The following is a 22,603-nucleotide window of genomic DNA, read 5'->3' on the forward strand; positions in this document are numbered from 1 at the left end:
CGGAGCCTGACGGATCCCGACGACGATGCGCGCGAAGTCAGTGCCCAGCGCCGCTGCCGGTACCTGATTCAGGCATGCGGACAGCGCAGGTGGTGACACTGCGGGAGCAAGGGTACTACATGAACCGCGTCATGACGGGCCAGGCGCGGGGACTCCACAAGCGCCTGTCCGGGCCGTGACGCGGGGCTCGAGACTCCGCTGCATCCACAGTCGGAGCCGCGCTGCCGCGATCCACCGCATCCTGCCCGCATGAACGCACTCGCCTCCCACGCAACCGCTTCCGCCGGCCCCGAGCAGCCCTCGCCGTCCCCCAGGGCCCGACGATCGCGCAGCACGCTGCTGGTCGCGGCTGCGGTGCTGGTCAGCTGGGCGCTGTCCGCTCCGGAGACTCCCCCATCGGCACATGCCGCCTCCGGCCAGCCTGTCCGAGCTGCGCCGATCTCCACCGCGCTGCCGCTGGTCCCGGGCTCCCTCGATGCCGCCGATCAGCAGCTGCTGGCCGCCGTGCACGGGACCTGGCAGTGGCCCGTGACCATCCACCCCAGGGTGGTCCGCGACTTCGATCCGCCGTCCGAGCGCTGGCTGGCTGGGCACCGAGGCGCGGATCTGACCGTCGGCCTCAACGGCGAGATCCTGGCTCCGGCGGACGGGCGCGTCAGCCACGTGGGCACGGTCGTGGACCGGGCGACCATCACCATCGATCACGGCGACGGCCTGCGCTCGAGCTTCGAGCCGGTCGAATCGGATCTGAAGAAGGGCGATCGCGTGCGCAAGGGACAGGTCATCGGCGTGCTCTCCGGCCGCAATCACTGCCTCACCACAGTGCGGGCCTGCGTGCACTGGGGCGTGCGCCTGGACGACGACTACGTCCATCCCCTGCCGTTCGTGGGGGCCCAGCGACCGTCGGTCCTGCTGCCCGTGCCATAGGCCGCGCCTGCCGCGCGAAGCGCCCCGAGCCAGGGTGCTCGGGGCGCTGAGGTTCGCTGCGTAGGGCGGGCGGGGCTTGAACCCGCGACCCAAGGATTATGAGTCCTCTGCTCTGACCAGCTGAGCTACCGCCCCTCGTCGGCCCCGGGCGCCTGCACTGCGGTGCGGGCGCGAGGACGACGACTTGACAGTCTAGTCGAGCCGTCGGGTTGGGCCTGATCAGTCGCCCGATCCTGGGCCCGAAGCCGGCGGGACGATCGGGAGGGGTCCGGTCTGCGGCCAGGACCCCAGCAGCAGATCCGGGTCCACGCCGCGGTAGAGCTGCTCGAAGACATCGATCGTGGCCGAGAAGCTGTGCTCGGCGACCATCCTCCTGCTCGCCGCTCCCATCTCGCGGCGCTGGTCCTCCGGCAGCTCGAGGAGCCGCAGCAGGAGCCTGCCCAGCTGCTCGTGATCGCCGGGCGGGAACAGCCAGCCGTTGACGCCCTCGTCCACCAGGTGCGGAAGGGCGCGCGCATCGGCGAGCAGCACCGGAGAGGAGGCCGCCATGGCCTCGAGGGACACGAGGGACTGCAGCTCGGCGGTGCCGGGCTGGCAGAAGGCATCGGCGCGCAGGTAGGCCACCCGCAGCGCCTCATCGGAGACGAATCCCCGGAACACGGTTCGATCCGCGATGCCCAGCTGCTGCGCCAGCTCGGCCAGCCGGTCGTACTCACCGCCCTGGCCCACGATCTCCACGCCGACGTCGCTGCGATCCGCGATGTTCGCCACGGCCCGCAGCAGGACGTCGATGTGCTTCTCCGGGTCCAGCCGCCCGACGAACAGGACGGTCGGGCGGTCCCGCGGAGGCAGGACCTCCCCGGGCTTGAGGTCGTACTGGGCGGCGTCGATCCCGTTGGACAGCGCATGCATGGGGAAGTCGAAGCCGTTGGCTCGCATGGACTCCACCGCCAGCGGGGTGGGTGCCGTGACGACGTCGCAGCGGCGGAAGACCGAGGCCATATCCCGCCACGAGAACCTGCGGTACAGGCGTCGGAGCGGGTCCGGCAGCGGGAGGTACTGCTCGATGTTCTGCGGGATGAAGTGGTTGGTGCCGATCAGGCGGATGCCGCGCGACTGAGCCTCCTTGGCGAAGTACCTGCCCAGGATGTAGTGGCACTCGATATGCACCACGTCAGGGCGCAGCTCGTCCATCAGCCGAGAGATCTCGCCCCGCACCTCCCACGGGAAGCACAGGTGGAACGTGTCGTAGGTGAAGGCGGTGTGCGAGCGGAAGCGGTGCTCGGTGACCGCGCCGTCCATCCGGGTCATGGTCCGTCCCTTGCTGGGACGCGGTGCGGCGATGTGGACGTCGTGGCCCCTGCCCGCCATGGCCTGCGCCAGGCGGTGGGAGAACTGCGACGAGCCGTTGATGTCCGGCGGGTAGGTCTCCGCCACCACCAGGACCCGAAGGCGCCCGTCGACAGGCTCCGGCACGCCGTCCAGCGGGAGCTCCGGGAGCATGTAGTCATCCCGGATCACCCCGCGGGGGTCCTGGGGCGGCTGCGGATCTGCCGGGGAAGGGCTCACGGAGAATCGACTCCCGAAGGGTTGAGGGTCAGGGCGGGGTCCGCGGTCCGTCGGGCCAGGACCTCAGGGTGGAACTGGGACATCACGAAGACGCCGCTGATCGAGGCTGCGGCGCACACCATCAGCAGCACCGCGGGACCGGGACCGAAGTCGGGCCCGGCCTCGCCGAGCACCGACAGGCCGATCAGCACGCCCACCATGGGGTCGACGACCGTCAGTCCAGCCATCACGAGCTCCGGCGGTCCACTGGCGTAGGCGGACTGCACGAGCCAGCCTCCCACAGCGGCGGCCACCAGCAGGCCTGCGACGTTCACCGGGTCGATGCTCTGCCACCACGGGCCGTCGCCGATGCGCAGCTGCGCGGTGATGATCTTCATCTCCAGAGCCACGAAGCCGTAGAGCGTGCCGGCCGAGACGAGCAGCATCAGCGCGCGCCCTCTGTGCCGCAGGAGGAGCAGGGCCAGCGCGACGACGAGCAGCACCACCGCCAGGATCACCGTCACGGCGGTGCCGGCGCGGTGAGTGATGCGAAGGGCCGGATCCGTGAAGCGGACGGCGCTGAGCACGAACAGCGCCGCTCCCCCGGCGCACAGACCGAGCGCGCGCCAGGTCGCGGCATTGATCGTCAGGCCCGCGTGACGGCAGTGCAGCAGGGTGACCAGGGCCAGGCCCAGCACGCCCACGGGCTGGACGACGCTCACCGGAGCCAGGCTCAGCGCGGTCACGTTGAGGGCTGTTCCGAGGCCCAGGCAGATCAGGCCGGTCGCCCAGCGAGGGGAGCGCAGCAGGCCGAGCATGATCGGAAGCGTGAGCTTCCCATCAGCGGCGCCGGCCACGACCGCGATCGACTGCAGATGCGTCCCGAGGGCCATGAAGACCGCCGACAGCACGGCGAGTGCCAGGGCGCACCAGACCATGCGGGGACCTCCAGCCCTCTGCTTGCGGCTTCCGTGCGACGAGCCGTGAAGGCGCGTCGCAGCCCCGGACCGGTGGGTGCGGGACGAACACTGCCCGCCAGTGTAGGGACGATGCACGCTGGTGCGTCGGATCCGCACCGCTCGCCCAGTACCGCATGAGCAGACTCACAGTCGGCTCACCGCCGTGTGCGGATCGGCCGCCGCCCGGGCGTCGACCTCGGGCGAGCCCCTCGAGGCATCCTCGCATGACGTGCCCGACTCAGACCCGGACAGTCCGAAGGCCCGGCCCCCTTGCGGGAGCCGGGCCTTCGGACGGGGACCTGGCGCCTTGCGACGGCAGGAAACGGATCAGCGGCGGATGAGCCGGATCAGCAGGACCAGGAACGCAGTGCCGGCTGCGGCGGCGACGCCCATCGGCGCCGCACGGCCGCCGAGGGCCTCCTCCTTGGCCGCCTTCTTGAGGTCGACGCCCGAGGCGGAGCTGCGGGTGCGGTCCACGAAGCCCTTGGTGGTGGACTGGACCTTGTTCTTGCGGCCCTCGACGTCGTCGCGCAGCTCCTTGAGCCGGTCGCGACGGACCTTCAGGCGCTGACGCAGCTGAGCCTCGGTGGGCGCGGGCGGCGCGGTGGCGGCCTCGTCGGCCTTCTTGCGCTTCTCCTCGGCCTTGCGCTCCTTGGCCTCGGCCTCCTCGCGGCGCACACGGGCCTCGGTGTAGGCCGAGCCCTCCTTGACGACGCCGAGGTCGTACTTCAGGCCGCGGATGGTCTGGACCGGGTTGATCGGCATGGCCTTCTTGATCTGCAGGAAGCCGATCAGGCCCAGGATCGCGAGGACCACCAGGAAGAAGGCGGCCACGATCAGCGCCGAGAGCCACAGGGGCATGACGGTCGCCAGGCCGGCGATCGCCGCGGCGACCAGCGCGATGACGAGCAGAGCACCGAAGGCCAGCGCGGCGCCGAGCAGCGCGGCACCCTTGCCGAGGCTGACGCCCTTGTCCTTGAGCTCGAGCTTGAGAAGTGCCAGCTCATCCTGGAGCTGACGGGGAAGAAGCTTGCCGAAGACCTTCACGACATCCGCTATGGGTGCCGAACCCGTCTCGGCCGAACGGCCCTGATCAGAGCCCGCCGCGTGGGACATTCCCGCCTCCGTGGGGGTATCGATGGTTCATGGGCAGTGGCCACTCGGACACCGCAGTGCGCGAACAAAGTATCACTGCTGACAAGCCGATCCGATGCGCCGCGCGCGAGACCCGCCCGAGCGGCAGATCCACAGTGACAAACGCCCCGCATTTTGGTACATGCAAAGTAATATACACTTGCGACCAGGCGATTCGCGTCCGAAGCCAGGGAAAATCACCCCAAATTAACGCGGCGGCAACCGAGCCTTCTTCCCCCTCCCCGGAGCACACCCTAGAGTCATCCGCGTTACTCAACCGTGATCTTCAGTCGCCCGCGACGCTGAGCATCGGACGAGGTGACACGGAACCCGTCAGCACCACAGCGAACTGGCCTGCGGGCAGGTTCCCGACCGCTTCCCCACGGTCCTCGGACCAGTTCATAAGAGCCCCGGCTCGGATACCGATGCACACCCCCCCTTCAGGAAGTTGCAGCACCACATGAGATCTCCCCGCGCCCTCAGCGTCGCAACCACCGTCGCAGTCACCGGCGGCACCCTCGCAACCCTCGGCGCGGTTCCCGCGCAGGCCGCGCCCGAATCCGACTGGGACAAGCTCGCGCAGTGCGAGTCGAGCGGCAACTGGGCCATCGACTCGGGCAACGGCTTCTACGGCGGCCTGCAGTTCACCCAGTCGACCTGGTCCTCGTTCGGCGGCACGGGCCAGCCGCAGGACGCCAGCCGCGAGCAGCAGATCGCCGTGGCCGAGAACGTCCTGGCAGGGCAGGGCTGGGGCGCCTGGCCCGCCTGCTCCTCCCGTCTGGGCCTGAGCAGCGCAGCCGAGCCCGTCGCCGACCCGATGGCGGCCGGCCCCGTCTCGACCTCCTCGTCCTCGTCCGAGGCCGCGACCGACTCCGCAGCCGCCGGCACGGCGGTCTCCACGCAGTCCGTGGTCCCCCGCCCCACCGGTCCCATCGACTTCCGCGACGTCGCCGACGCCTACTGGGCCTCCGCCGACATCGACTGGGCGTCCTCGACCGGAGTCATCGTCGGCCACCGCGACGGCACCTACCGCCCCGACGCCGATGTCACCCGCGCCGACTTCCTGACCATGCTCTACCGGCTCGCCGGTCAGCCCGAGGCCGATCTCAGCGTCCTCGAGGGCTACGCCGACAGCTCCGACCACCACCAGAAGCGTGCACTGGCCTGGGCCGCCGAGGAGGGCCTGATCAACGGCTGGGGCGACGGCACCCTGCGTCCGGACGCCCCGGTGGACTCCACCGCCCTGGGCTTGATCCTGCACCGCTCGGCCGGCGCGCCGGCCCACACCGCCCCGGAGACCAGCCGCTTCCAGGACGTCTCCGCCTCGCAGGCCGGATACACCGAGCTGGACTGGCTGCACGACGAGGACGTCCTGCCGGACACCGACGGCCGACTGGGCGTCGGGGACGGCATCACCCGCGCAGAGGCCGTCTCCGTGCTCAACGCGGCGGTCGCCGCCGGTGTCGTCGCCGACGACACGGAGCAGACTCCCTGGGGCTCCGGCGGCGCAGCTTCGGGCTCCGGTTACGAGACCTCGGCCCAGGCCCAGGCTCAGGCGGCCTCGAACGACGACACCATGGCTGTCGACGTGCAGTCGATCACCGACGGTGCCTCGAGCGCCGACGGCAAGGCCATCGTCGAGACCGCCATGCGCGGTCTGGGCGGCAACTACGTCTGGGGCGGCACCGCGTACAAGAACTGGGACTGCTCCGGCTTCACGCAGTGGGTGTACGCCCAGAACGGGGTCTCCATCCCCCGCGTGACCTGGCAGCAGTTCGGCGCCGCGCAGAAGACCTCGACCCCGCAGGTCGGCGACCTGGTCTCCCAGAACAACGGCTCCCACGTGGGCATCTACCTGGGCGACGGTCTCATGATCTCGGCCCTGAACCCGGACCAGGGCACCCTGGTCCACCCGGTGAACGCCATGAAGGTGGACGGCTTCTACACCTTCCTCTGACCCGCCTGCTCGAAGGGCCCGGCCTCTCGCTGAACTGGTGAGGGACCGGGCCCTTCGTCCTGTGCGGAGGACTCTCTTCCGCACTTCCCCTCCGTCCAGACGGCTCGCGATCCGCCCGACGACTCCCCGCCATGAGCGTCGGCGCACGCGCAGGGGCCCTCGGGGACGTATTCTGTGCAGGACACTCGCAGCACCCCCTAGACCCGCAGGAACGCCCACCGTGCCTCAGCCCCAAGACCACGCCGGCTCGACCGACGATCAGCCTCGCGTCCCCTGGGCGCGCCGCAGCGCCGCAGCGCTCGGCTGGGTGATCGGCTTCGCCGTCGCCATCGGACTGGTGGTCGCCGCCGTCATGATCCCCACGGCGTTCGTGGTCAACACCGCCTCGGCTGACGACGGCGCCTCGGACGATGCCTCGGCCATGACCGAAGAGACCGAGCTGCCGGACGAGGCCATGCAGAAGGTCACGCTTGAGGCCGCCGCCAGCTCCGGCGGGTCGGTCGAGTGGGAGGTCGACGGCCAGGTCGAGACCGAGGAATTCAGCGATAGCTGGTCCAAGGAGATCGAGATCCCGTCGGGCAGCTGGCCCCGCCTGGTGGTCACGGGCGACACGAAGGACAGCGACCTGTCCCTCGAGTGCTCGATCAAGCTCGACGACGAGGTCGTGTTCGAGCGCAAGGGCACCGATTCCTCGAAGACCGCGTCCTGCAGCGTCTTCGTCTGATCACTCCCGGCATCAGTCCTGCGGGCGGCCCAGCCCCCGCTCCAGCGCCGCGGTGACCTCGCGGTCCAGCGGCACCGGGCGGCCGTCGAGCTCGATCACCGGCACCGCGCGCCGCCCGCTCGACAGCAGCCACAGGGCATCGCAGTCCGAGAGCTCGGCAGCCGGAAGCGCACGAGACTCCAGCGGCATCCCCAGCTCCGACAGAACCGCGGCAGCGCGGGTCACCGTGGTGCCCTGCAGGATCCCGTGCTCCTGCGGCGGCGTGATCATCCGCCGCCCTCGACGCACCAGCACGGAGGCCGTGGTGGCCTCGAGCACGAAGCCGTCGGTGCTCACGAACACGGCATCATCCGCCCCGCGGCGCCGCGCCTCCCGAGCTGCCGCCGCGTGGATCGCATAGGACAGCGTCTTCACGCCGGTGAGCAGCCAGGGGGCCTCTCGTCCAGCATCCGAGCGCATGCCGCGATCGAGCAGGACCACTCGCACTCCGTCGCGGCGCTGGTCGGACAGATCCGCAGCAGGGGCGGCAGTGACCCAGGCGGTGGGCTCGGAGGCGCCCTCCGGGCCGCGGGTCACCACGATCCGCACGGTCGTCTCCCCCGCTCCGGCCGTTTCGAGGGCGCGGCGCACACCTGCCTCCACGACGGCGCCCGAGATCTCCGGCAGCTCCAGGCGGTCGGCAGAGCGGGCCAGTCGCTGCAGATGCGCCGGCAGATCCACGGGGTCTGCGTCGTAGGCCGTGAGGGATTCGAACACGCCGTCACCGCGGGAGACGCCGCGATCCTCGACCCGCAGGGCCGGTGCCTCAGCGGGCAGCGGATGGAGGCACTCGCTCACGGGACGACCTGCCGCCGCGCGGGCGCTCACGGGGTGCAGGACGACCAGCGCCTCGATCGGGCTCATGCTCCGCCTCTCGACTGCGGGACTGACGGGGTGATCCGCCCCACGCTACCGCGCGGCGTCCGAGTCAGGTCGCATACTGGGGAGCCGACGGCGATGTCCGGGCCACGGGCCCGAACACCCTGCCGAGCCACCAGATCTCACCGACCGCCTTCTGCGAAGGAGCGCCATGTCCCCGCTGTCCGCCTTCCGCCGCCGCATCCCGGCGCCCGACGGGATGTCCTGGCCGCACGTCGTGATCATCGGCGGCGGGTTCGCCGGAGCCAATGCCGCGCTCGAGCTGCGGGATGCGCGCGTTCGCGTGACCCTGATCGATCGCAACATCTACAAGACCTTCCAGCCCCTGCTGTACCAGGTGGCCACCGGCGGCCTGAACCCCGGCGACGTCACCATGGTGCTGCGCGGGCTGTCACGGAAGGCCCCCAACCTCCGCGTGCGCCAGGGCGACGTGGTGGGCGTGGATCCGCAGCGCCGCATCGTGTCCGTCGAGGACGGCGGTGCGCAGACGCAGCAGATCTCCTTCGACCACCTGATCATTGCCAACGGCATCTCGGCCAACTACTTCGGCACCACGGGGGCACGACGCCACGCCATGCCCATGTACACCCGCCAGGACGCCACGGCCATCCGCGATCGGATCTTCGCAGAGCTCGAGCGCTCGACCCGCTCCGATCCCGATGACTTCCTGCACGTCTCGATCGTCGGCGGCGGGGCCACGGGCGTGGAGGTCGCCGGTGCTCTGGCCGACTTCCGCCGCGACGAGCTGATGACCATGTACCCGGAGCTCGACGAGCGCGTCCTGCAGATCCGGATCCTGCAGCGCGGCAAGGACATCCTCAAGCAGTTCGAGGACCAGAAGCTGCGCGACTACGCGGCCGACGAGCTGCGCGAGCGCGGCGTGGAGCTCAGCACCGGCCAGGGGGTCAAGGCCGTCGGCTACGACTTCGTGGTGCTGGCCGATGACACCGTGCTGGAATCGGACATCACGATCTGGGCCGCCGGCACCGGCCCGGAGAAGCGGGTCTCCGAATGGGGCCTGCCCGTCACGGGCCGCGGTGCGCTCGCCGTCGAGGAGACCCTGCAGGTCAAGGGCCATCCGGGCATCTACGCCGCAGGAGACATCGCTTCGCTCGACGAGCCCCTGGCCCAGCTCGCACAGCCGGCCATCCAGACCGGCGTCCATGCTGCGCGCATGGTCCGCGCCGAGGTCGAGGGCCAGCCGCTGCGGCCGTTCCACTACACCAACCTGGGCGAGGCGGCCACGATCGGACGACGCGCTGCGATCGTGGTCGCCCCCGGCGAGGTCGCGATCACCGGCACCGCCGGATGGTTCGCCTGGCTGGGAATCCACGTCATGAAGCTCATGGGCGGACGCAATCGCCGCGCCGTGACCATGAACCTGATCTCCCTCTACGCCGCCCGCAGCCGGCACCAGCCGAATCCGGTCACCGGCAACGTCGATTCCATGCGCGCCGCCGCGGAGTTCACCGAGCACTCGAACAGGCGGAGGTTCGGGCCGGGACACCAGGGCTGAGCCCCGGCCGGCGGGCCCGTCCACTCGGACGCTCAGGGCTCGCCGAGGGCCTCGGCGGGATCGATCCCATGCCGCGAGCGCAGCCGCTCGAGCAGCCCGCGGCGCACCGTCGGCCATTCCGCAGCAGTGATCGAGAAGACCACGGTGTCGCGCAGGGAGCCGTCGTCCATGAGCTGATGACTGCGCAGCACGCCGTCCTGCTTGGCCCCCAGTGCGGCGATCGCGGCCCGGGACTGCCGGTTGTGCCAGTGCGTGCGGAACTCGACCGCGATGCAGTCCAGGTCCTCGAAGGCACGGGCCAGCATCAGCAGCTTGATCTGCGGGTTGACCCCAGTCCCCTGCACGCTCGGGGCCAGCCAGGTGGAGCCGATCTCCAGGCGCCGATGCTCGGACTCGATGTGCATGAACGTGGTCATCCCGACCGCACGGCCGTCGGCATCGAGCACGGCCCACGGGACCATGGAGCCCTCGGCGTGCTGGCGGTGGCGCAGCGCGATCTCCTCGGCCACGGACGCTGGTTCGGCAGCCGGGATGCGGGTGTACCACAGCGACTGCATGCCCTTCTGGCCGGCGGCAGCCGCCAGGTCCTCGGCATGCTCGTCCCCCAGGGGGACCAGCGAAGCCAGCGGACCCCGCAGGGCGGGGATGCTCAGGAATGCGCTCATGGGGCCATGCTAAGTTGCGCCCGGGCCGCGCCCGCTGCGGCTCACCCGACGGCGGCCACCGCCTGTGCGGCCAGTTCGTGGAGCATCCTCTGGGCGTGGACCACGGCCCCCAGGAGAGCCGGATCGGGATCTGAGGGCAGCACCATGGAGGCTGGAAGGGATTCCTCGTCGATGGTCCGGACCACCCGACGGCGAAGGATCGCCAGCGCCTCCGAGTCTTCTGCCAACGGGCCGCTGAGCACAGTGTGCTCGGGATCGATCATCAGGATGGCGTTTCCGATGGCCTCGGCGAGCACCTGCCTCAGGTCCTCGGACTGCGCGTCGTCGGCCTTGAGCACCTCAGCCGTTCGCTCGACATCCAGCGAGTGGCCGGAACCTCCCAGCACGGCCAGCTGCTCGAGCCGGGCCGAGACCGTGCGGCCGGCCCCGCGGAGCCGGCCGATCTCGCCGAACGCCCCGCGACGTCCCCGTACCAGTCGTCCATCCACGGTGAGCGCAGCACCGAGCCCCGTCCCCAGATGAAGGTGCAGGCTGAGTCCGCGGGCGATCTCAGGGTGCAGCTCGCACGCTGCCGCTGCGGACCAGTTGACGTCGTTGTCCACGACCACGTGGCCGCTGACCAACGGCGTGAGGATGCCCACCACGTCCACATCCGCAGCGCGGAAGGGCGCCTCCTCCAGGCGAACGGGCCGGGAGGTCCGAGGATCTACGGGTGCCGCCACGGAGATGGCTGCGCACAGGGGCGGAGCCGCTGCGCTGCAGAACTCTCGCGCGGAGGAGGCCAGCACACGGGCGAAGTCATCCTCGGTGATGCGCAGATCGAGCGGAAAGCGCTGCTGGCGCACGAGGTCGCCGCGCAGGTCCACCTCCCCCAGCGTCAGGGAGCCTGCCCGAGCCGCTCCCACCACAGCGGTCCCGAACTCCGGCGACACCTCGTAGATCTGAGGCGACCTGCCTCGGCCCCCTTGCCCTTTCCCGACATCGCGGACGACGCCCGCCGACTCCAGGCGGGAGGCGGCGGCCGACGCAGTGGGCTTGGAGACCCCGGTGACCGTCGCGGCCTCGGCGCGAGAGATGGAGCCGTGCTCGATCACGGCGCGCAGAAACGCCAGATCGCTGTCGCGAGGCTCCCCTCTGACCTGCTTCTGCTCCGCTTCGATCATCGACGCGCCTCTCGCTCGGGCCTCGACACTACCGCAGGGCTGTCCAACCGGAACGCCGCGAGCCTCCCGCACGTTTCTAGGAAAGTCACTTTACTATGTGCTGCGTCACCTGTACCGTTGCACCCACGGGGCTCCTAGTAAAGCCCCTTAACTAGAACTGGGAGACAATGATGTCACAGCAGCCCACAGCCCCCGCCGCACCGAAGGTGCCCGAGGACGTCGCCGGCGAGATCCGCGCGATGAAGCAGAAGATCCGCTCGCAGATCGACGTGAAGGACGCCTTCGAGCGCCTGTCGAGGATCGTCGAGCAGAAGGTCGAGCGCATCGAGGCCCTGCGAGCCGAAGGCGATCCCGTATGGCCGGTCGTCGACTACGCCGACCTCGAGGGCGGCAAGGTCCCGGAGGACACCGCGGCGCTGCTGCGCGAGCGCGGGTGCCTGGTCGTGCGCGAGCACTTCCCCCGGGACCTGGCCCTGGAATGGGACCAGAAGCTCGTGGAGTACATCGAGCTCAACGACTTCGACAGCAAGTACCGCGGCCCCGGCGACGACTTCTTCGGAACCCTCGGCCAGAGCGCCTCGCGCCCGGAGATCTTCCCGATCTACTGGTCGCGCCCTCAGATGGAGGCTCGCCAGGACAAGCGCATGGCAACCGTCCAGTCCTTCCTGAACCACAGGTGGGACTTCGAGTCCGAAGGCAGGACCTGGTTCGACCCGGATCAGGACGCCATGTACCCCGACCGCGTCCGCCGCCGCGCCCCGGGCACCGACTCGGGCGGCCTTGGTCCGCACACCGACTCAGGATCCCTCGAGCGATGGCTGCTGCCTGCCTACCAGAGGGTCTTCCGCCACGTCTTCGACGGCGACATCGAGGACTACAACCCCTGGGATGCCGCATACCGCACCGACGTCTTCGAGTACGAGGGCGGGACGACCATGTGCTCGATGTTCCGCACCTTCCAGGGCTGGACAGCGCTGTCCGACATGGACAACGACCAGGGCGTGCTGCACGTGGTCCCCATCCCCGAGGCGATGGCCTACATCCTCCTGCGCGCACTGCAGGACGATGTCCCGGAGGACGAGCTGTGCGGCGTCACGCCCCAGCACGTGCTGCCCATCTCCGAGCAGTGGCACCCGCTGCTGATGCGCGCGCTCACCCCGATCCCGAACCTGCAGGCCGGCGACTCGGTGTGGTGGCACGCCGACGTCATCCATTCGGTCGCCCCGGTGGACGATCAGAAGGGCTGGGGCAACGTCATGTACATCCCGGCCGCCCCCATGTGCGAGAAGAACCGCGCCTACGCCGCCGCGGTGGCTCAGGACTTCCAGGAGGGCCGCTCCCCGAGCGACTTCCCCGAGGAGGACTACGAGACTGACTGGCAGGAGCGGTTCCAGCCGGAGGAGCTCAACGAGGTCGGCCAGCGCGGTCTCGGGCTGGGTGTCGACTGATCCATGGAGACCACGGAAATCTCGACGAGCAGCGGGCGGCTCTCGGGCCGCCTGCTGCTCGCCGTGTGCATCGCCGCCCTGGGCGGCTTCCTGTTCGGATTCGACTCCGCGATCATCAACGGCGGTGTCGACGCCATCCAGCTGGCCTTCGATCTGAGCCCGGGGATGCTCGGTGTCGCCGTGTCCTGCGCGCTGCTGGGCGCCGCTCTGGGCGCCTGGTACGCGGGCGTCTTCGCAGAGCGCGTGGGACGCGTGCGCACCATGCTGATCGCTGCCGGCCTGCTGGCAGTTGCCGCGATCGGCTCCGCCTTTGCCTTCTCGGTCTGGGATCTGATCCTGTGGCGCTTCGTGGGAGGCGTGGGCGTGGGCTTCGCCTCCGTGATCGCTCCCGCCTACATCGCGGAGGTCGCTCCCGCGCATCTGCGCGGACGGCTGGGCACCCTGCAGCAGCTGTCGCTGGTCACCGGCATCTTCCTGGCGCTGCTGGTGGGCGCTGCCCTGGCACGCGTGGCCGGCGGCGCCGCCGAGCCGTGGCTCGGTCTGGCCGCGTGGCGATGGATGCTGCTCTCGGCGCTGCTGCCCTCGATCGTCTACGGGGCGCTCGCACTGAGCCTCCCGGAATCCCCGCGGTACCTGGTCGAGAAGAACCGGCCTGACGAGGCACGACGGGTGCTCACCGGCTTCGTGGGCATCGCCTCCGGCCCGGCCGTCGAGCAGAAGATCGAGGAGATCCAGCAGACCGTCGACACCGAGCGCCGGCAGCGCTTCAGCGACCTGCTGGGCGGGCGCTTCGGGCTGAAGACGATCGTGTGGGCAGGGATCCTGCTCTCGGTGCTCCAGCAGTTCGTGGGCATCAACGTGATCTTCTACTACTCGACGACCCTCTGGAAATCGGTCGGATTCCAGGAGTCCGACTCGTTCACGATCTCCGTGATCACCTCGCTGACGAACCTCGTCTCGACGGTGATCGCCATCGCGCTCGTGGACATCCTGGGCCGCAAGCTCCTGCTGATGATCGGCTCGGTCGTGATGACCGTGTCGCTGGGAACCATGGCGATCGCGTTCTCGCAGGCGACCACGGTCGACGGCGCGCTGTCGCTGCCCGATCCGTGGGGTGTGATCGCCCTGATCGCCGCCAACCTGTTCGTCGTCGGCTTCGCGGCGTCATGGGGACCGCTGGTCTGGCTGCTGCTGGGCGAGATGTTCCCGAACCGCATCCGAGCCATGGCCCTGGGCATCGGAGGTGCCGCTCAGTGGGTCGCGAACTTCGTGGTCACCGCGACGTTCCCGGTCCTCTCGGCGGCCAGCCTGGCCCTGGCCTACGGCCTCTATGCGGGCTTCGCGCTGATCTCGTTCTTCGTGGTCCGGCTCATGATCCGCGAGACCAAGGGCAGGGAGCTCGAGGACATGGTGGCCTGAGTCTGAGCGTCCTGCTTCAGGCGCAGCACAGGGCCCCGCACCGGCAACTTTCCGAGGCGGGGCCCTCGCCGCATGCCTCGGCGAGGCTCATGGGCTCGCACGCCGGCCTCACGTCGATCGGCTCACCCCTGGAGGTGCTTGGCCCGAGGCGTCTCGGCGCGGTGGCGGACCACCGGCTCGCCGGTCAGCGGGGAGATCCGCACCGGCTTGAACCCGGGCAGCAGCAGCCCGGCCAGTGTGGCTGCGGCCAAGGCGATGGCACCGGCCGCGATCGCGGGAACGGCGCCGTCGCTGAAGCCGTCCGGGCTCAGCTCGCCGCCTGCGGTCATGAACACGGCCGACAGCGCCGCGATGCTCAGGGCCACGCCGATCTCACGGGCCGTCGAATTCGTCCCGGAGGCCACGGCCTGGTCCTCCGGGACGATCCCCTCCAGCACGGCGGAGGCGATCGGGGCGAACACCAGCCCCATGCCGATCCCCGCGAGCGAGTAGGGAGGCACCAGCCGGATGTACTCGACGTCCGCATCCAGCACCAGCGCGATCCAGATCAGGCTGGCCCGTCATGCAGGCCAGCCCGGCCACGATCGCAGGGCGCACGCCGATCCTGGGCGTGATGAGCCCAGTCAGCGGCGCCATGGTCCACGGCATGGTCCGCACACCGGCCTCCAGCGCCGTGGCCCCCTGGGCCACCTGCAGGAGCTGGATGAGGATGAACACCGCCCCGAAGATGCCCAGCGAGAACAGCACCCCTACGACGTTTGCCGCACGGCTTCTTGAGCATCTACCGCCTGCTGCGCGTCGAGATCGGGCTCTCAGCGCAGCGCACGGAGACGCTGTTGGCACGCGGGATGCTGATCAACACCCTGCTCAGCCTGCGGCTGCCGGACCTGGTGGAGACCGACCAGGACGCGGGCACGCTGCTGCGCTGCATCTTCCGCGACATGTTCGACGACGTCGTGGCCACGGCCTCGCAGCGCGCTCCGCTGCCGGAGGCCCACCGCTCCGCGGAGACCTCCGACCGAACCCAGCGACGCCGGTGAGCGCTGGCGGGAGTCAGCCCGAATGGGCGATTAGGGCCCAGATCCGCTCACCGACCAGCCACGGGCCCATGGCGACCATGGCGATGCCCGTGATGCGGCTGATGATGCCGGCGGCCGAGGGCTGGCCGGTGAGCAGGCGTCGGGAGGCCAGGCCCAGGAAGACGTTGAAGACCGCCGCCAGCGCGGCCCAGGTGAGCCCGAGCGCCGCCAACTGCCTCCACAGCGGCAGGGGCGCCGCCGCGATGACGAACTGCGAGAGGAAGGCCGCGAAGAACACGAGCGACTTGGCGGTCAGGGCGATCGGCACGACGGCGATCAGCGGGCCGCCTGGCAGCCCCCACGAAGGCCACCACGACGTAGCCGATGCTGAGCCCGAGGACCGGAGCGGCCACCCCGCCGCCGTGCCCTGTTCCGCCTGGAGCACGCCGGTCGCCTCCGCCGCAGGAATGTTGCTCATCACACCGTCCGTCGGCAGACCCTGCCCCTCCTCGCTGCCGATCATTCAGTTCCAGATATTGGACCCCGGCGTGTGATCTACGTAACGTTCAAGATGTCCCGATACCTACCGCGTCGTCAGGACCGCAGATCGATCCGATCCGTCCGACGACCGCAGCATCACCCGGCGAGGAAGACAGAGGTGCACTGTGCAGTACCACCATCACGGATACGTCGCCCATGATCCGCTCGTGAAGGAGCCGGCCGGCACAGGAGTCGATCGGCCGACGGACCTGCCGGACACCATGGACGTGCTCATCGTGGGCGCGGGACCGGCCGGGATCATCCAGGCCGCCCAGCTCTCGCGCTACCCCGGCATCAGCACGCGAATCATCGACTCCCGCCCGGGCCGCCTGGAGGTAGGCCGCGCCGACGGACTCTGGGCCCGAAGCAGCGAGACCTTCCAGGCCTACGGCTTCTTCGATCGCATCAACGCCGAGGCGCACCGGCTGGTCGATGTGCACTTCTGGGGGCCCGATCCCGAGGATCCCAGCCGGATCATGCGCGGCGTGCGAGCCGAGGACCCGCCCTCGGGCGTGAGCGAGTTCCCGTTCCTGATCGTCAACCAGGCACGGGTCATCGACTACTTCGCCGAGTACGCCGAGCGCGGCCCGGCCAGGATCACGCCCGACTACGGATATGAGTTCCTGGAGCTGGAGGTGGACGAGTCCCAGGAGCATCCGGTCAAGGTGCTGCTGCGCGATCCTCAGGGCCAGGAGCGCACGGTGCGCGCCAAGTACGTCATCGGCAACGACGGCGCCCGCAGCCGAGTGCGCGACTGCACGGACATCGAGGTCGAGAAGGACCCCTCGGCCCACGCCTGGGCCGTGATGGACATCCTGGCCGAGACCGACTTCCCGGACATCCGCCAGAAGTGCGGGATCCTCTCGGACAAGCACGGCTCGATCCTGCTGATCCCCCGTGAGGGCGGCTTCCTGTTCCGGTTCTACGTGTCCTTGGGCGATATCGACGACAGCAACCGCGAGCAGCTGCGCGCCACGACCGTCGAGGAGGCCGCCGAGCGCGCCAATCAGATCCTGCACCCGTACTCGATCGAGGTGAAGGAGGTGACCTGGTTCAGCGTCTACGAGGTGCGCCACACTGTCGCCAAGAAGTTCGACGACGTCCCCGTGGACCGGGTCGGCGCCCAGCTCCCCCGGGTGTTCATCGCCGGCGACGCCTGCCACACCCACAGCGCCAAGGCGGGTCAGGGCATGAATGTCTCCATGCAGGACGGCTGGAACCTGGCCTGGAAGCTGGGTCAGGTGCTCGAGGGCCGCAGCGATCCCTCTCTGCTGGCCACGTACTCGGCCGAGCGGCAGCAGATCGCGGAGAATCTCATTGCGTTCGACAAGGAATGGTCGTCCATGATGTCCAAGCGCCCGGAGGAGCTCGAGGACCCCGAGGAGATCGGGCGCTTCTACGCCGAGAACGCCGAGTTCCCCAACGGCTTCGCCACGCAGTACCCGGCGTCCTCGATCATCGGCCAGGACACCCACCAGCATCTGGCCGCCGGCTTCCCGATCGGCAAGCGCTTCCACTCCGCGCCCGTGCGCAGGGTGGCCGACACCTCCCCGCGGGAGCTGGGGCACCTGTTCGAGGCCGATGGCCGGTGGCGCCTGTACGCGTTCGCCGACCAGGACGGCTCGGCCGTCCGGGAGCTGGCCGAATGGCTGGAGGGCTCCGAGGACTCGCCCGTGCGCCGCTTCACGCCGCAGGGCTCCGATCTGAACAGCGTGTTCGACGCCAAGGTGATCTACCAGCAGCCGTACACGGAGATCGAGCTGGCCGATGTCCCGTCGCTGTTCCTGCCGAAGGTGGGACCGTACGCGCTCACCGATCGCGAGGAGGTCTTCGCCGCCGATCAGGACGCCGACATCTTCGACCTGCGCCAGGTGGACCGCGCGGGAGCCCTGGTCATCCAGCGCCCGGACATGTACGTGGCCCACGTCCTGCCGCTGAGCGCCCGGGAGGAGATCACCGAGTTCTTCGCGCAGAACATGGTGGTTCCGGCGACCTGATCCGTCGCCGAGCACGACAGCGCCCCGGCTGCCGTACGGCGGTCGGGGCGCTGTCCTTCAGGTTCGGGGATGCTCCACGGCACCGAGGCGGGCGCTCACTCCACCGGCTCGAGCTCGCTGCCGACGACCCACTTGTGGTTCGTCATCTCCATGCCGTCCATCGTCATGTCGACCATGTAGACGGTCTCGTCGGTGGAGCTGTCGATGGTGGCCTCGGCGCCCTCCATGCCCTCCATGTGATCTGCCTGGAGCACGACCTCGGTGCCGTCGGCCAGCGGTGCCTCGCCCGGGTCCTGCAGCTCCTCGTGCACGACCCACTTGTGGTCCTCCACGGGCTCGCCGCCATCAGTCGGGGTGTAGGACACGGCATAGGTGGTCGTGTCGAAGGCCCCGGAGACGGTGGCCTCCGCGCCCTCCATGCCGGGCATGTGATCGGCAGTGACCCGGACCGTGTCCCCCACGGCGAAGGTCGGGTCCGACGCCTCCTGGATGCCCTCGGGCGCAGGCCCGCCGTCAGGATTGTGGGCGTGCCCGCCCTCCTCGGAGTGGCCCTCGTGCGCGTTGTCGGAGGCTGCGCCCGAGGACTCCGAGGTCGACGACGCAGCGGCCGAGTGGCCCTCGTGGCCGCCTCCGGCGCTCTGGTCCTCTTCACCGGTGCCGCACGCGCTCAACAGCAGCAGCCCTGCCGCTGCTGCAGCGGCCGCGCCGGTGGTCCTGAAGGTCCTGTTCATGTGATCGATCTCCTCTGATTCTTGAGTTGCCGTGCTGGATAGCGGGCCTTGCGGCCCTGTGGGGAGGGCGTCAGCCCTGGCGTGAGGCCCACTGCACGGACGCCTCCGGCGAGAGGTCCAGTCCGCGCAGGGTCTGGGCGTTGAGCGCGACCACCACGGTCGAGGCGCCCATCAGCAGCGCGCCCACGGCCATGGGCATCACGAAGCCGATCGGGGCGAGCACACCGGCGGCCAGCGGCACCGAGATGAGGTTGTAGCCGGCGGCCCACCAGAGGTTCTGCACCATCTTCCGGTAGGACGCCTTGGACAGCCGCACCACGGAGACCACGGAGCGGGGATCGTCCGAGGCCAGCACGATGCCGGCCGAGGCCATTGCCACATCCGTGCCCGCACCGATCGCCAGGCCGACGTCGGCCTGAGCCAGGGCGGGGGCGTCGTTCACGCCGTCGCCCACCATGGCGACCTTGCGGCCCTTCGACTGCAGATCGCTGACGCGCTCGTTCTTGTCCTCGGGACGCACCTGCGCCTCGATGCGGTCGATCCCGAGCTCGCGGCCCACGGCCTCGGCCACGTTCTGGGCGTCGCCGGTGAGCATGGCGGTCTCAATGCCCAGATCGTGCAGGGCCTGGATCGCCTCGCGGGCGGCCGGGCGCACTTCGTCGGCCAGGGCGAGCGCGCCGATCGTGCGACCGTCGCTGAGCACATGGAGCACGGTGCGTCCGTCGCGGTCCCACTGCTCGCTCGGCAGGGCCTGCGCACCGGTCTGCTCGAGCAGCCCGGGCCCGCCCACGCCGATCTGCGCGCCGTCGACGACGGCGGACACGCCGATCGCCGTGGAGCTGTCGTGCCCCGAGGCCTGCGGAACCTGCAGCCCGCGCTGCTCGGCGGCAGCGGCAATGGCTCGGGCCAGCGGGTGCTGGCTGCGAGCCTCCGCCGCAGCCGCCAGGGCGATCAGCCGGTCCTCGTCGAGACCCTCGGGGGCATCGTCGGCCAGCTGGACGCCCAGCAGAGCTGGCTCGCCGCGGGTCAGGGTGCCGGTCTTGTCGAAGACGACGGTGTCGATCCCGCGCATGGTCTCCAGCGCGCTGCGGTCGGTGACCAGCACGCCCTGACGGGCGGCCCGACCGGTCGAGATGGACACGACCAGCGGGATCGCCAGGCCCAGGGCGTGCGGGCAGGCGATGACCAGCACCGTGACCACGCGGGTCAGGGCCATGTCCGGCGTGCCCACGATCGTCCAGACGACCGCGGTGATCACCGCGACCCCCAGGGCGAACCAGAACAGCAGCGCCGCGGCACGGTCGGCCAGGCGCTGCGCGCGGGTCGACGACGACTGCGCCTGCTCGACCAGACGGCGGATCCCGGCCAGGGCGGTGTCCTCGCCGATCTCGGTGACCTCGAGGGTCAGGGGCCGGTCGGTGGCCACGGTCCCGGCCACGACCCGCTCGCCCTCACCACGGGACACCGGGGTGGACTCGCCGGTGACCATGGACTCGTCGACGTCTGCCTGGCCGTCGATGACGCGACCGTCGGCCGGGATGCGTCCACCCGGGCGAACGACCACGCGGTCCCCCACGCTGAGCTCCGAGGGCGCGACGGTGCGCGTGGAGCCGTCGTCCTGGAGCAGCTCGGCCTCGTCGGGCAGCAGTGCGGCCAGCTCATCGAGAGCGCTAGATGTCCGCGCCAGGGAGGCCATCTCGACCCAGTGGCCCAGCAGCATGATGACCACCAGCAGCGCCAGCTCCCACCAGAACTCGAGCTGCGGGTCCAGCAGGCCCAGGTGGCTTCCCCACGAGGCCAGGAAGGCCACGGTGATGCCCAGGGCGATCAGGGTCATCATGCCGGGGCTTCGCTGCTTGATCTCGTCGACCGCGCCCGTCAGGAACGGGCGGCCGGTCCAGAGGTACAGCACGGTGCCCAGGACCACCGGGATCCAGGCGATGACAAGGCTGTCCGGCAGGTCGTAGCCCACCAGATGCGCGAAGGCCCCGCTGAGCAGGACCGTGGGGATCGCCAGGACCACCGAGATCCAGAACAGGCGGCGGAACATGGCCACATGGTCGTGATGACCCCCGTGGCCTTCATGGCCGCCATGACCCCCGTGGCCCTCATGGCCGCCATGGACCTGGTGGTCATGCTCCTCGTGCGCGGCGGGATGACCGTTCCGCTGATGCTGTGAGTGCGTCGCTTCCATGATTCCTCCTCCCGATAAGCATACCCCCATGGGGTATATGTTCCAATTGGTCGGCGCCACCCGCCCCCAGCGGCACCAGCTCCGCCGAGCCGCCCCGTCGGCCGCCTGTCGACGAGCAGGAGAACGAGGCCAACCTCGGCGGCCAGGCGCACTGGGCGTTCGGGGGCCTGTTCCTGGTCGACTCCCCCATGCAGCGCCGGCTGGGCGTTCGCGACTCCTTCGACCTCGCCTGGCAGGACTGGCAGGGCTCGGCAGCCTGGGATCGCCTGGAGGGCGAGCACCCCGAGGACGAATGGGCCCGGCAGTGGGGACGCGCCTACGTCGATTTCGCAGCCACGGCAACTCCGTGCCCAGGTTCCACATCCCCTGGGGCACCGGCACCGGCATCTCCGAGCCGTTCGTCAAGAAGGCTCGCGCCGCAACCGAGTCGGGTCTGGTGCGATTCGCCTTCCGGCACCAGGTTGACGGCCTGATCTTCGACGGCGACCAGGTGAGCGACGTGCATGGGACAGTGCTCGAGCCGGACACCGCTCGTCGCGCAGCGGCCTCGAACCGGACTGCCGTCGGCAGCTTCGAGTTCCGGGCCCAGGCCGTCGTCATCGCCACCGGGGGCATCGGCGGCAATCACGAGCAGGTGCGCAGGTGGTGGCCGCCGCGACTGGGCACGCCGCCGCAGAAGATGATCACAGGGGTCCCGGAGTACGTCGACGGGCGCATGCTCGACATCGCGACCGAGCAGGGCCTCCGGCTCATGAACCGGGATCGGATATGGCACTACACGGAGGGCCTGCAGAACGGGGATCCCGTCTGGCCCGCATGCAGATCGAGCTGCACGGCCCCGAAGTGCGCATGGAGACCATCGCCGGCGAAGCAGGGGTAGCCGTCGGGACGCTCTATCGTCACTTCCCGACCAAGGTCGACCTCGTCGCCGCCGTGCTCTCGGAGTACGCCGATCAGATGACCGCAGGCGCCCGTCACGCTCTTGCGCGCGCGCAATCCGGAGAAGTGACACCCCTGGAAGCGCTGGCGGACTATCTCTTCGAGGTCATCCGTGCCACAGCTCAGAACGCCGCGGCCAAGTCTGCCGCCCCCGCCCTCGGCGCAACGATCAACATCGACGAGTCCGAAGCAGCGAAGCACTTGTCAGACCTGATAGGGCTGGGGATCAACAGCGGCGAGGTTCGCACGGATCTCACGGTGACGGACGTGTACCTGCTGGTCACCGGTTCACCATTCGGAGCGGGTCAGGACGACGCAGAACACTGGGCAGAACTGGTCCTGCCCTGCATCTCCGCAACCGCCGCGGCCATGAACATCCACCGTGAGCCTTCGACAACAACGGAATAGCCTCGGACGTCGAGACTGCACCCGGTCGACAGCTGTCGATGACCTCTTGGTCGGCAATCACTAGAGGCCGCACAGACCGAGCTCGGCAGAAGTGCTGGAACGCGCGTCAGCGCAGGGGGCGAGCCTGACCTGGGAGGCGCCAGAGGACGCACTGCGATCTCGCTTGACATCACCCTCGCTGGCCTTCTTGGACTGGGGCCTCTGAGGACACGAAGAAGCCCCCGTGATGACTTGGTCACCACGGGGGCTGAGCTGCTCCCCCGACTGGACTCGAACCAGTAACCCTTCGATTAACAGTCGAATGCTCTGCCAATTGAGCTACGGGGGAAGGTGCACGTCGCCGTGCAACAGACAGACACCCTACCCCGTGCGGTGCGCCCGCGCAAAACCCGTCACA

The 22,603-nt window shown here is 69.7% G+C and carries 20 protein-coding genes, 2 tRNA genes and 1 pseudogene; 11 read left to right on the forward strand and 12 right to left on the reverse strand.

The features are described from left to right. Window positions 1–249 precede the first annotated feature (249 nt). Window positions 250–927 carry a M23 family metallopeptidase gene (locus tag FFS25_RS05605; RefSeq protein WP_137802178.1) on the forward strand — a complete coding sequence of 226 codons (678 nt, stop codon included), beginning with the start codon at window positions 250–252 and terminating at the stop codon, window positions 925–927. 61 nt (window positions 928–988) lie between these two features. On the opposite strand, the gene FFS25_RS05610 is transcribed toward FFS25_RS05605, so the two are convergent. The 4 genes from FFS25_RS05610 to FFS25_RS05625 form a co-directional block, all read right to left on the reverse strand. Then, window positions 989–1,062, reverse strand: a tRNA-Ile gene (locus FFS25_RS05610). An 84-nt stretch (window positions 1,063–1,146) separates the two neighbouring features. Then, entirely contained in the window at window positions 1,147–2,430 is a 1,284-nt protein-coding gene (locus FFS25_RS05615; RefSeq protein WP_137802253.1) for a glycosyltransferase, read from the reverse strand. Between the two features lie 62 nt (window positions 2,431–2,492). Then, window positions 2,493–3,413 carry a DMT family transporter gene (locus FFS25_RS05620; protein WP_053447622.1) on the reverse strand — a complete coding sequence of 307 codons (921 nt, stop codon included), beginning with the start codon at window positions 3,411–3,413 and terminating at the stop codon, window positions 2,493–2,495. A 348-nt stretch (window positions 3,414–3,761) separates the two neighbouring features. Next, the gene (locus tag FFS25_RS05625; RefSeq protein WP_006214438.1) at window positions 3,762–4,550 is read right to left on the reverse strand and encodes a phage holin family protein; all 789 of its coding nucleotides are present in this window, start codon (window positions 4,548–4,550) and stop codon (window positions 3,762–3,764) included. 478 nt (window positions 4,551–5,028) lie between these two features. Between FFS25_RS05625 and FFS25_RS14005 the strand changes: the two genes are divergently transcribed. Next, a complete protein-coding gene (locus FFS25_RS14005; RefSeq protein WP_349654412.1) occupies window positions 5,029–6,525 on the forward strand; it encodes a transglycosylase family protein in 1,497 nt (498 codons plus the stop codon). A gap of 220 nt (window positions 6,526–6,745) precedes the next feature. After that, window positions 6,746–7,249, forward strand: coding sequence for a hypothetical protein (locus FFS25_RS05645; protein WP_137802179.1), 504 nt, complete (start codon window positions 6,746–6,748; stop codon window positions 7,247–7,249). A 12-nt stretch (window positions 7,250–7,261) separates the two neighbouring features. Here FFS25_RS05645 and FFS25_RS05650 read toward each other — a convergent pair whose 3' ends face one another. Next, window positions 7,262–8,152, reverse strand: a complete 891-nt coding sequence (locus FFS25_RS05650; RefSeq protein WP_137802180.1) for an aminotransferase class IV — start codon at window positions 8,150–8,152, stop codon at window positions 7,262–7,264. 166 nt (window positions 8,153–8,318) lie between these two features. Between FFS25_RS05650 and FFS25_RS05655 the strand changes: the two genes are divergently transcribed. Continuing rightward, window positions 8,319–9,683: an NAD(P)/FAD-dependent oxidoreductase gene (locus FFS25_RS05655; RefSeq protein ID WP_006214432.1), complete on the forward strand. Its 1,365-nt coding sequence runs from the start codon at window positions 8,319–8,321 to the stop codon at window positions 9,681–9,683. Window positions 9,684–9,715: 32 nt separating this feature from the next. Here the strand turns inward: FFS25_RS05655 and FFS25_RS05660 are convergent, their stop codons facing one another. Both FFS25_RS05660 and FFS25_RS05665 read right to left on the reverse strand, forming a co-directional pair. Then, the gene (locus FFS25_RS05660) at window positions 9,716–10,348 is read right to left on the reverse strand and encodes a GNAT family N-acetyltransferase (protein WP_137802181.1); all 633 of its coding nucleotides are present in this window, start codon (window positions 10,346–10,348) and stop codon (window positions 9,716–9,718) included. Between the two features lie 41 nt (window positions 10,349–10,389). Continuing rightward, window positions 10,390–11,511 carry an ROK family transcriptional regulator gene (locus FFS25_RS05665; protein ID WP_137802182.1) on the reverse strand — a complete coding sequence of 374 codons (1,122 nt, stop codon included), beginning with the start codon at window positions 11,509–11,511 and terminating at the stop codon, window positions 10,390–10,392. 167 nt (window positions 11,512–11,678) lie between these two features. On the opposite strand from FFS25_RS05665, the gene FFS25_RS05670 reads away from it, so the two are divergent. Next, a complete protein-coding gene (locus tag FFS25_RS05670; RefSeq protein ID WP_212742718.1) occupies window positions 11,679–12,959 on the forward strand; it encodes a DUF1479 domain-containing protein in 1,281 nt (426 codons plus the stop codon). Between the two features lie 3 nt (window positions 12,960–12,962). Continuing rightward, entirely contained in the window at window positions 12,963–14,378 is a 1,416-nt protein-coding gene (locus FFS25_RS05675) for a sugar porter family MFS transporter (RefSeq protein WP_137802183.1), read from the forward strand. A gap of 122 nt (window positions 14,379–14,500) precedes the next feature. On the opposite strand, the gene FFS25_RS05680 is transcribed toward FFS25_RS05675, so the two are convergent. Next, complete coding sequence (locus tag FFS25_RS05680) at window positions 14,501–14,911, reverse strand: MFS transporter (protein ID WP_137802184.1); 411 nt, start codon at window positions 14,909–14,911, stop codon at window positions 14,501–14,503. A 240-nt stretch (window positions 14,912–15,151) separates the two neighbouring features. Here FFS25_RS05680 and FFS25_RS05685 point away from each other — a divergent pair, with 240 nt between their 5' ends. After that, window positions 15,152–15,418, forward strand: coding sequence for a hypothetical protein (locus FFS25_RS05685; RefSeq protein WP_137802185.1), 267 nt, complete (start codon window positions 15,152–15,154; stop codon window positions 15,416–15,418). A 13-nt stretch (window positions 15,419–15,431) separates the two neighbouring features. On the opposite strand, the gene FFS25_RS05690 is transcribed toward FFS25_RS05685, so the two are convergent. Beyond that, window positions 15,432–15,875: a hypothetical protein gene (locus FFS25_RS05690; protein ID WP_137802186.1), complete on the reverse strand. Its 444-nt coding sequence runs from the start codon at window positions 15,873–15,875 to the stop codon at window positions 15,432–15,434. 187 nt (window positions 15,876–16,062) lie between these two features. Between FFS25_RS05690 and FFS25_RS05695 the strand changes: the two genes are divergently transcribed. Beyond that, window positions 16,063–17,934 (forward strand): FAD-dependent monooxygenase, encoded by a 1,872-nt coding sequence (locus FFS25_RS05695; RefSeq protein WP_137802187.1) that lies wholly within the window; start codon window positions 16,063–16,065, stop codon window positions 17,932–17,934. Window positions 17,935–18,029: 95 nt separating this feature from the next. On the opposite strand, the gene FFS25_RS05700 is transcribed toward FFS25_RS05695, so the two are convergent. Together FFS25_RS05700 and FFS25_RS05705 are read right to left on the reverse strand one after the other, a co-directional pair. Further along, window positions 18,030–18,665 (reverse strand): YdhK family protein, encoded by a 636-nt coding sequence (locus tag FFS25_RS05700; RefSeq protein WP_137802188.1) that lies wholly within the window; start codon window positions 18,663–18,665, stop codon window positions 18,030–18,032. Window positions 18,666–18,735: 70 nt separating this feature from the next. Next, entirely contained in the window at window positions 18,736–20,715 is a 1,980-nt protein-coding gene (locus FFS25_RS05705; RefSeq protein WP_502704720.1) for a heavy metal translocating P-type ATPase, read from the reverse strand. Window positions 20,716–20,721: 6 nt separating this feature from the next. On the opposite strand from FFS25_RS05705, the gene FFS25_RS14125 reads away from it, so the two are divergent. The 3 genes and pseudogenes from FFS25_RS14125 to FFS25_RS05715 all read left to right on the forward strand — a co-directional run bounded on the left by FFS25_RS14125 (window position 20,722) and on the right by FFS25_RS05715 (window position 22,206). After that, window positions 20,722–20,844 (forward strand): hypothetical protein, encoded by a 123-nt coding sequence (locus FFS25_RS14125; RefSeq protein ID WP_502704721.1) that lies wholly within the window; start codon window positions 20,722–20,724, stop codon window positions 20,842–20,844. A 110-nt stretch (window positions 20,845–20,954) separates the two neighbouring features. Further along, window positions 20,955–21,673, forward strand: a pseudogene (locus FFS25_RS05710) (FAD-binding protein); the annotation flags it as partial. A 2-nt stretch (window positions 21,674–21,675) separates the two neighbouring features. After that, the gene (locus tag FFS25_RS05715; protein ID WP_212742719.1) at window positions 21,676–22,206 is read left to right on the forward strand and encodes a TetR/AcrR family transcriptional regulator; all 531 of its coding nucleotides are present in this window, start codon (window positions 21,676–21,678) and stop codon (window positions 22,204–22,206) included. A gap of 255 nt (window positions 22,207–22,461) precedes the next feature. Here the strand turns inward: FFS25_RS05715 and FFS25_RS05720 are convergent. Then, window positions 22,462–22,534: transfer RNA gene (locus FFS25_RS05720), tRNA-Asn, on the reverse strand. Window positions 22,535–22,603 lie beyond the last annotated feature (69 nt).

Source organism: Kocuria sp. 2SI, assembly GCF_005502825.1.
Taxonomy (GTDB): domain Bacteria; phylum Actinomycetota; class Actinomycetes; order Actinomycetales; family Micrococcaceae; genus Kocuria; species Kocuria palustris.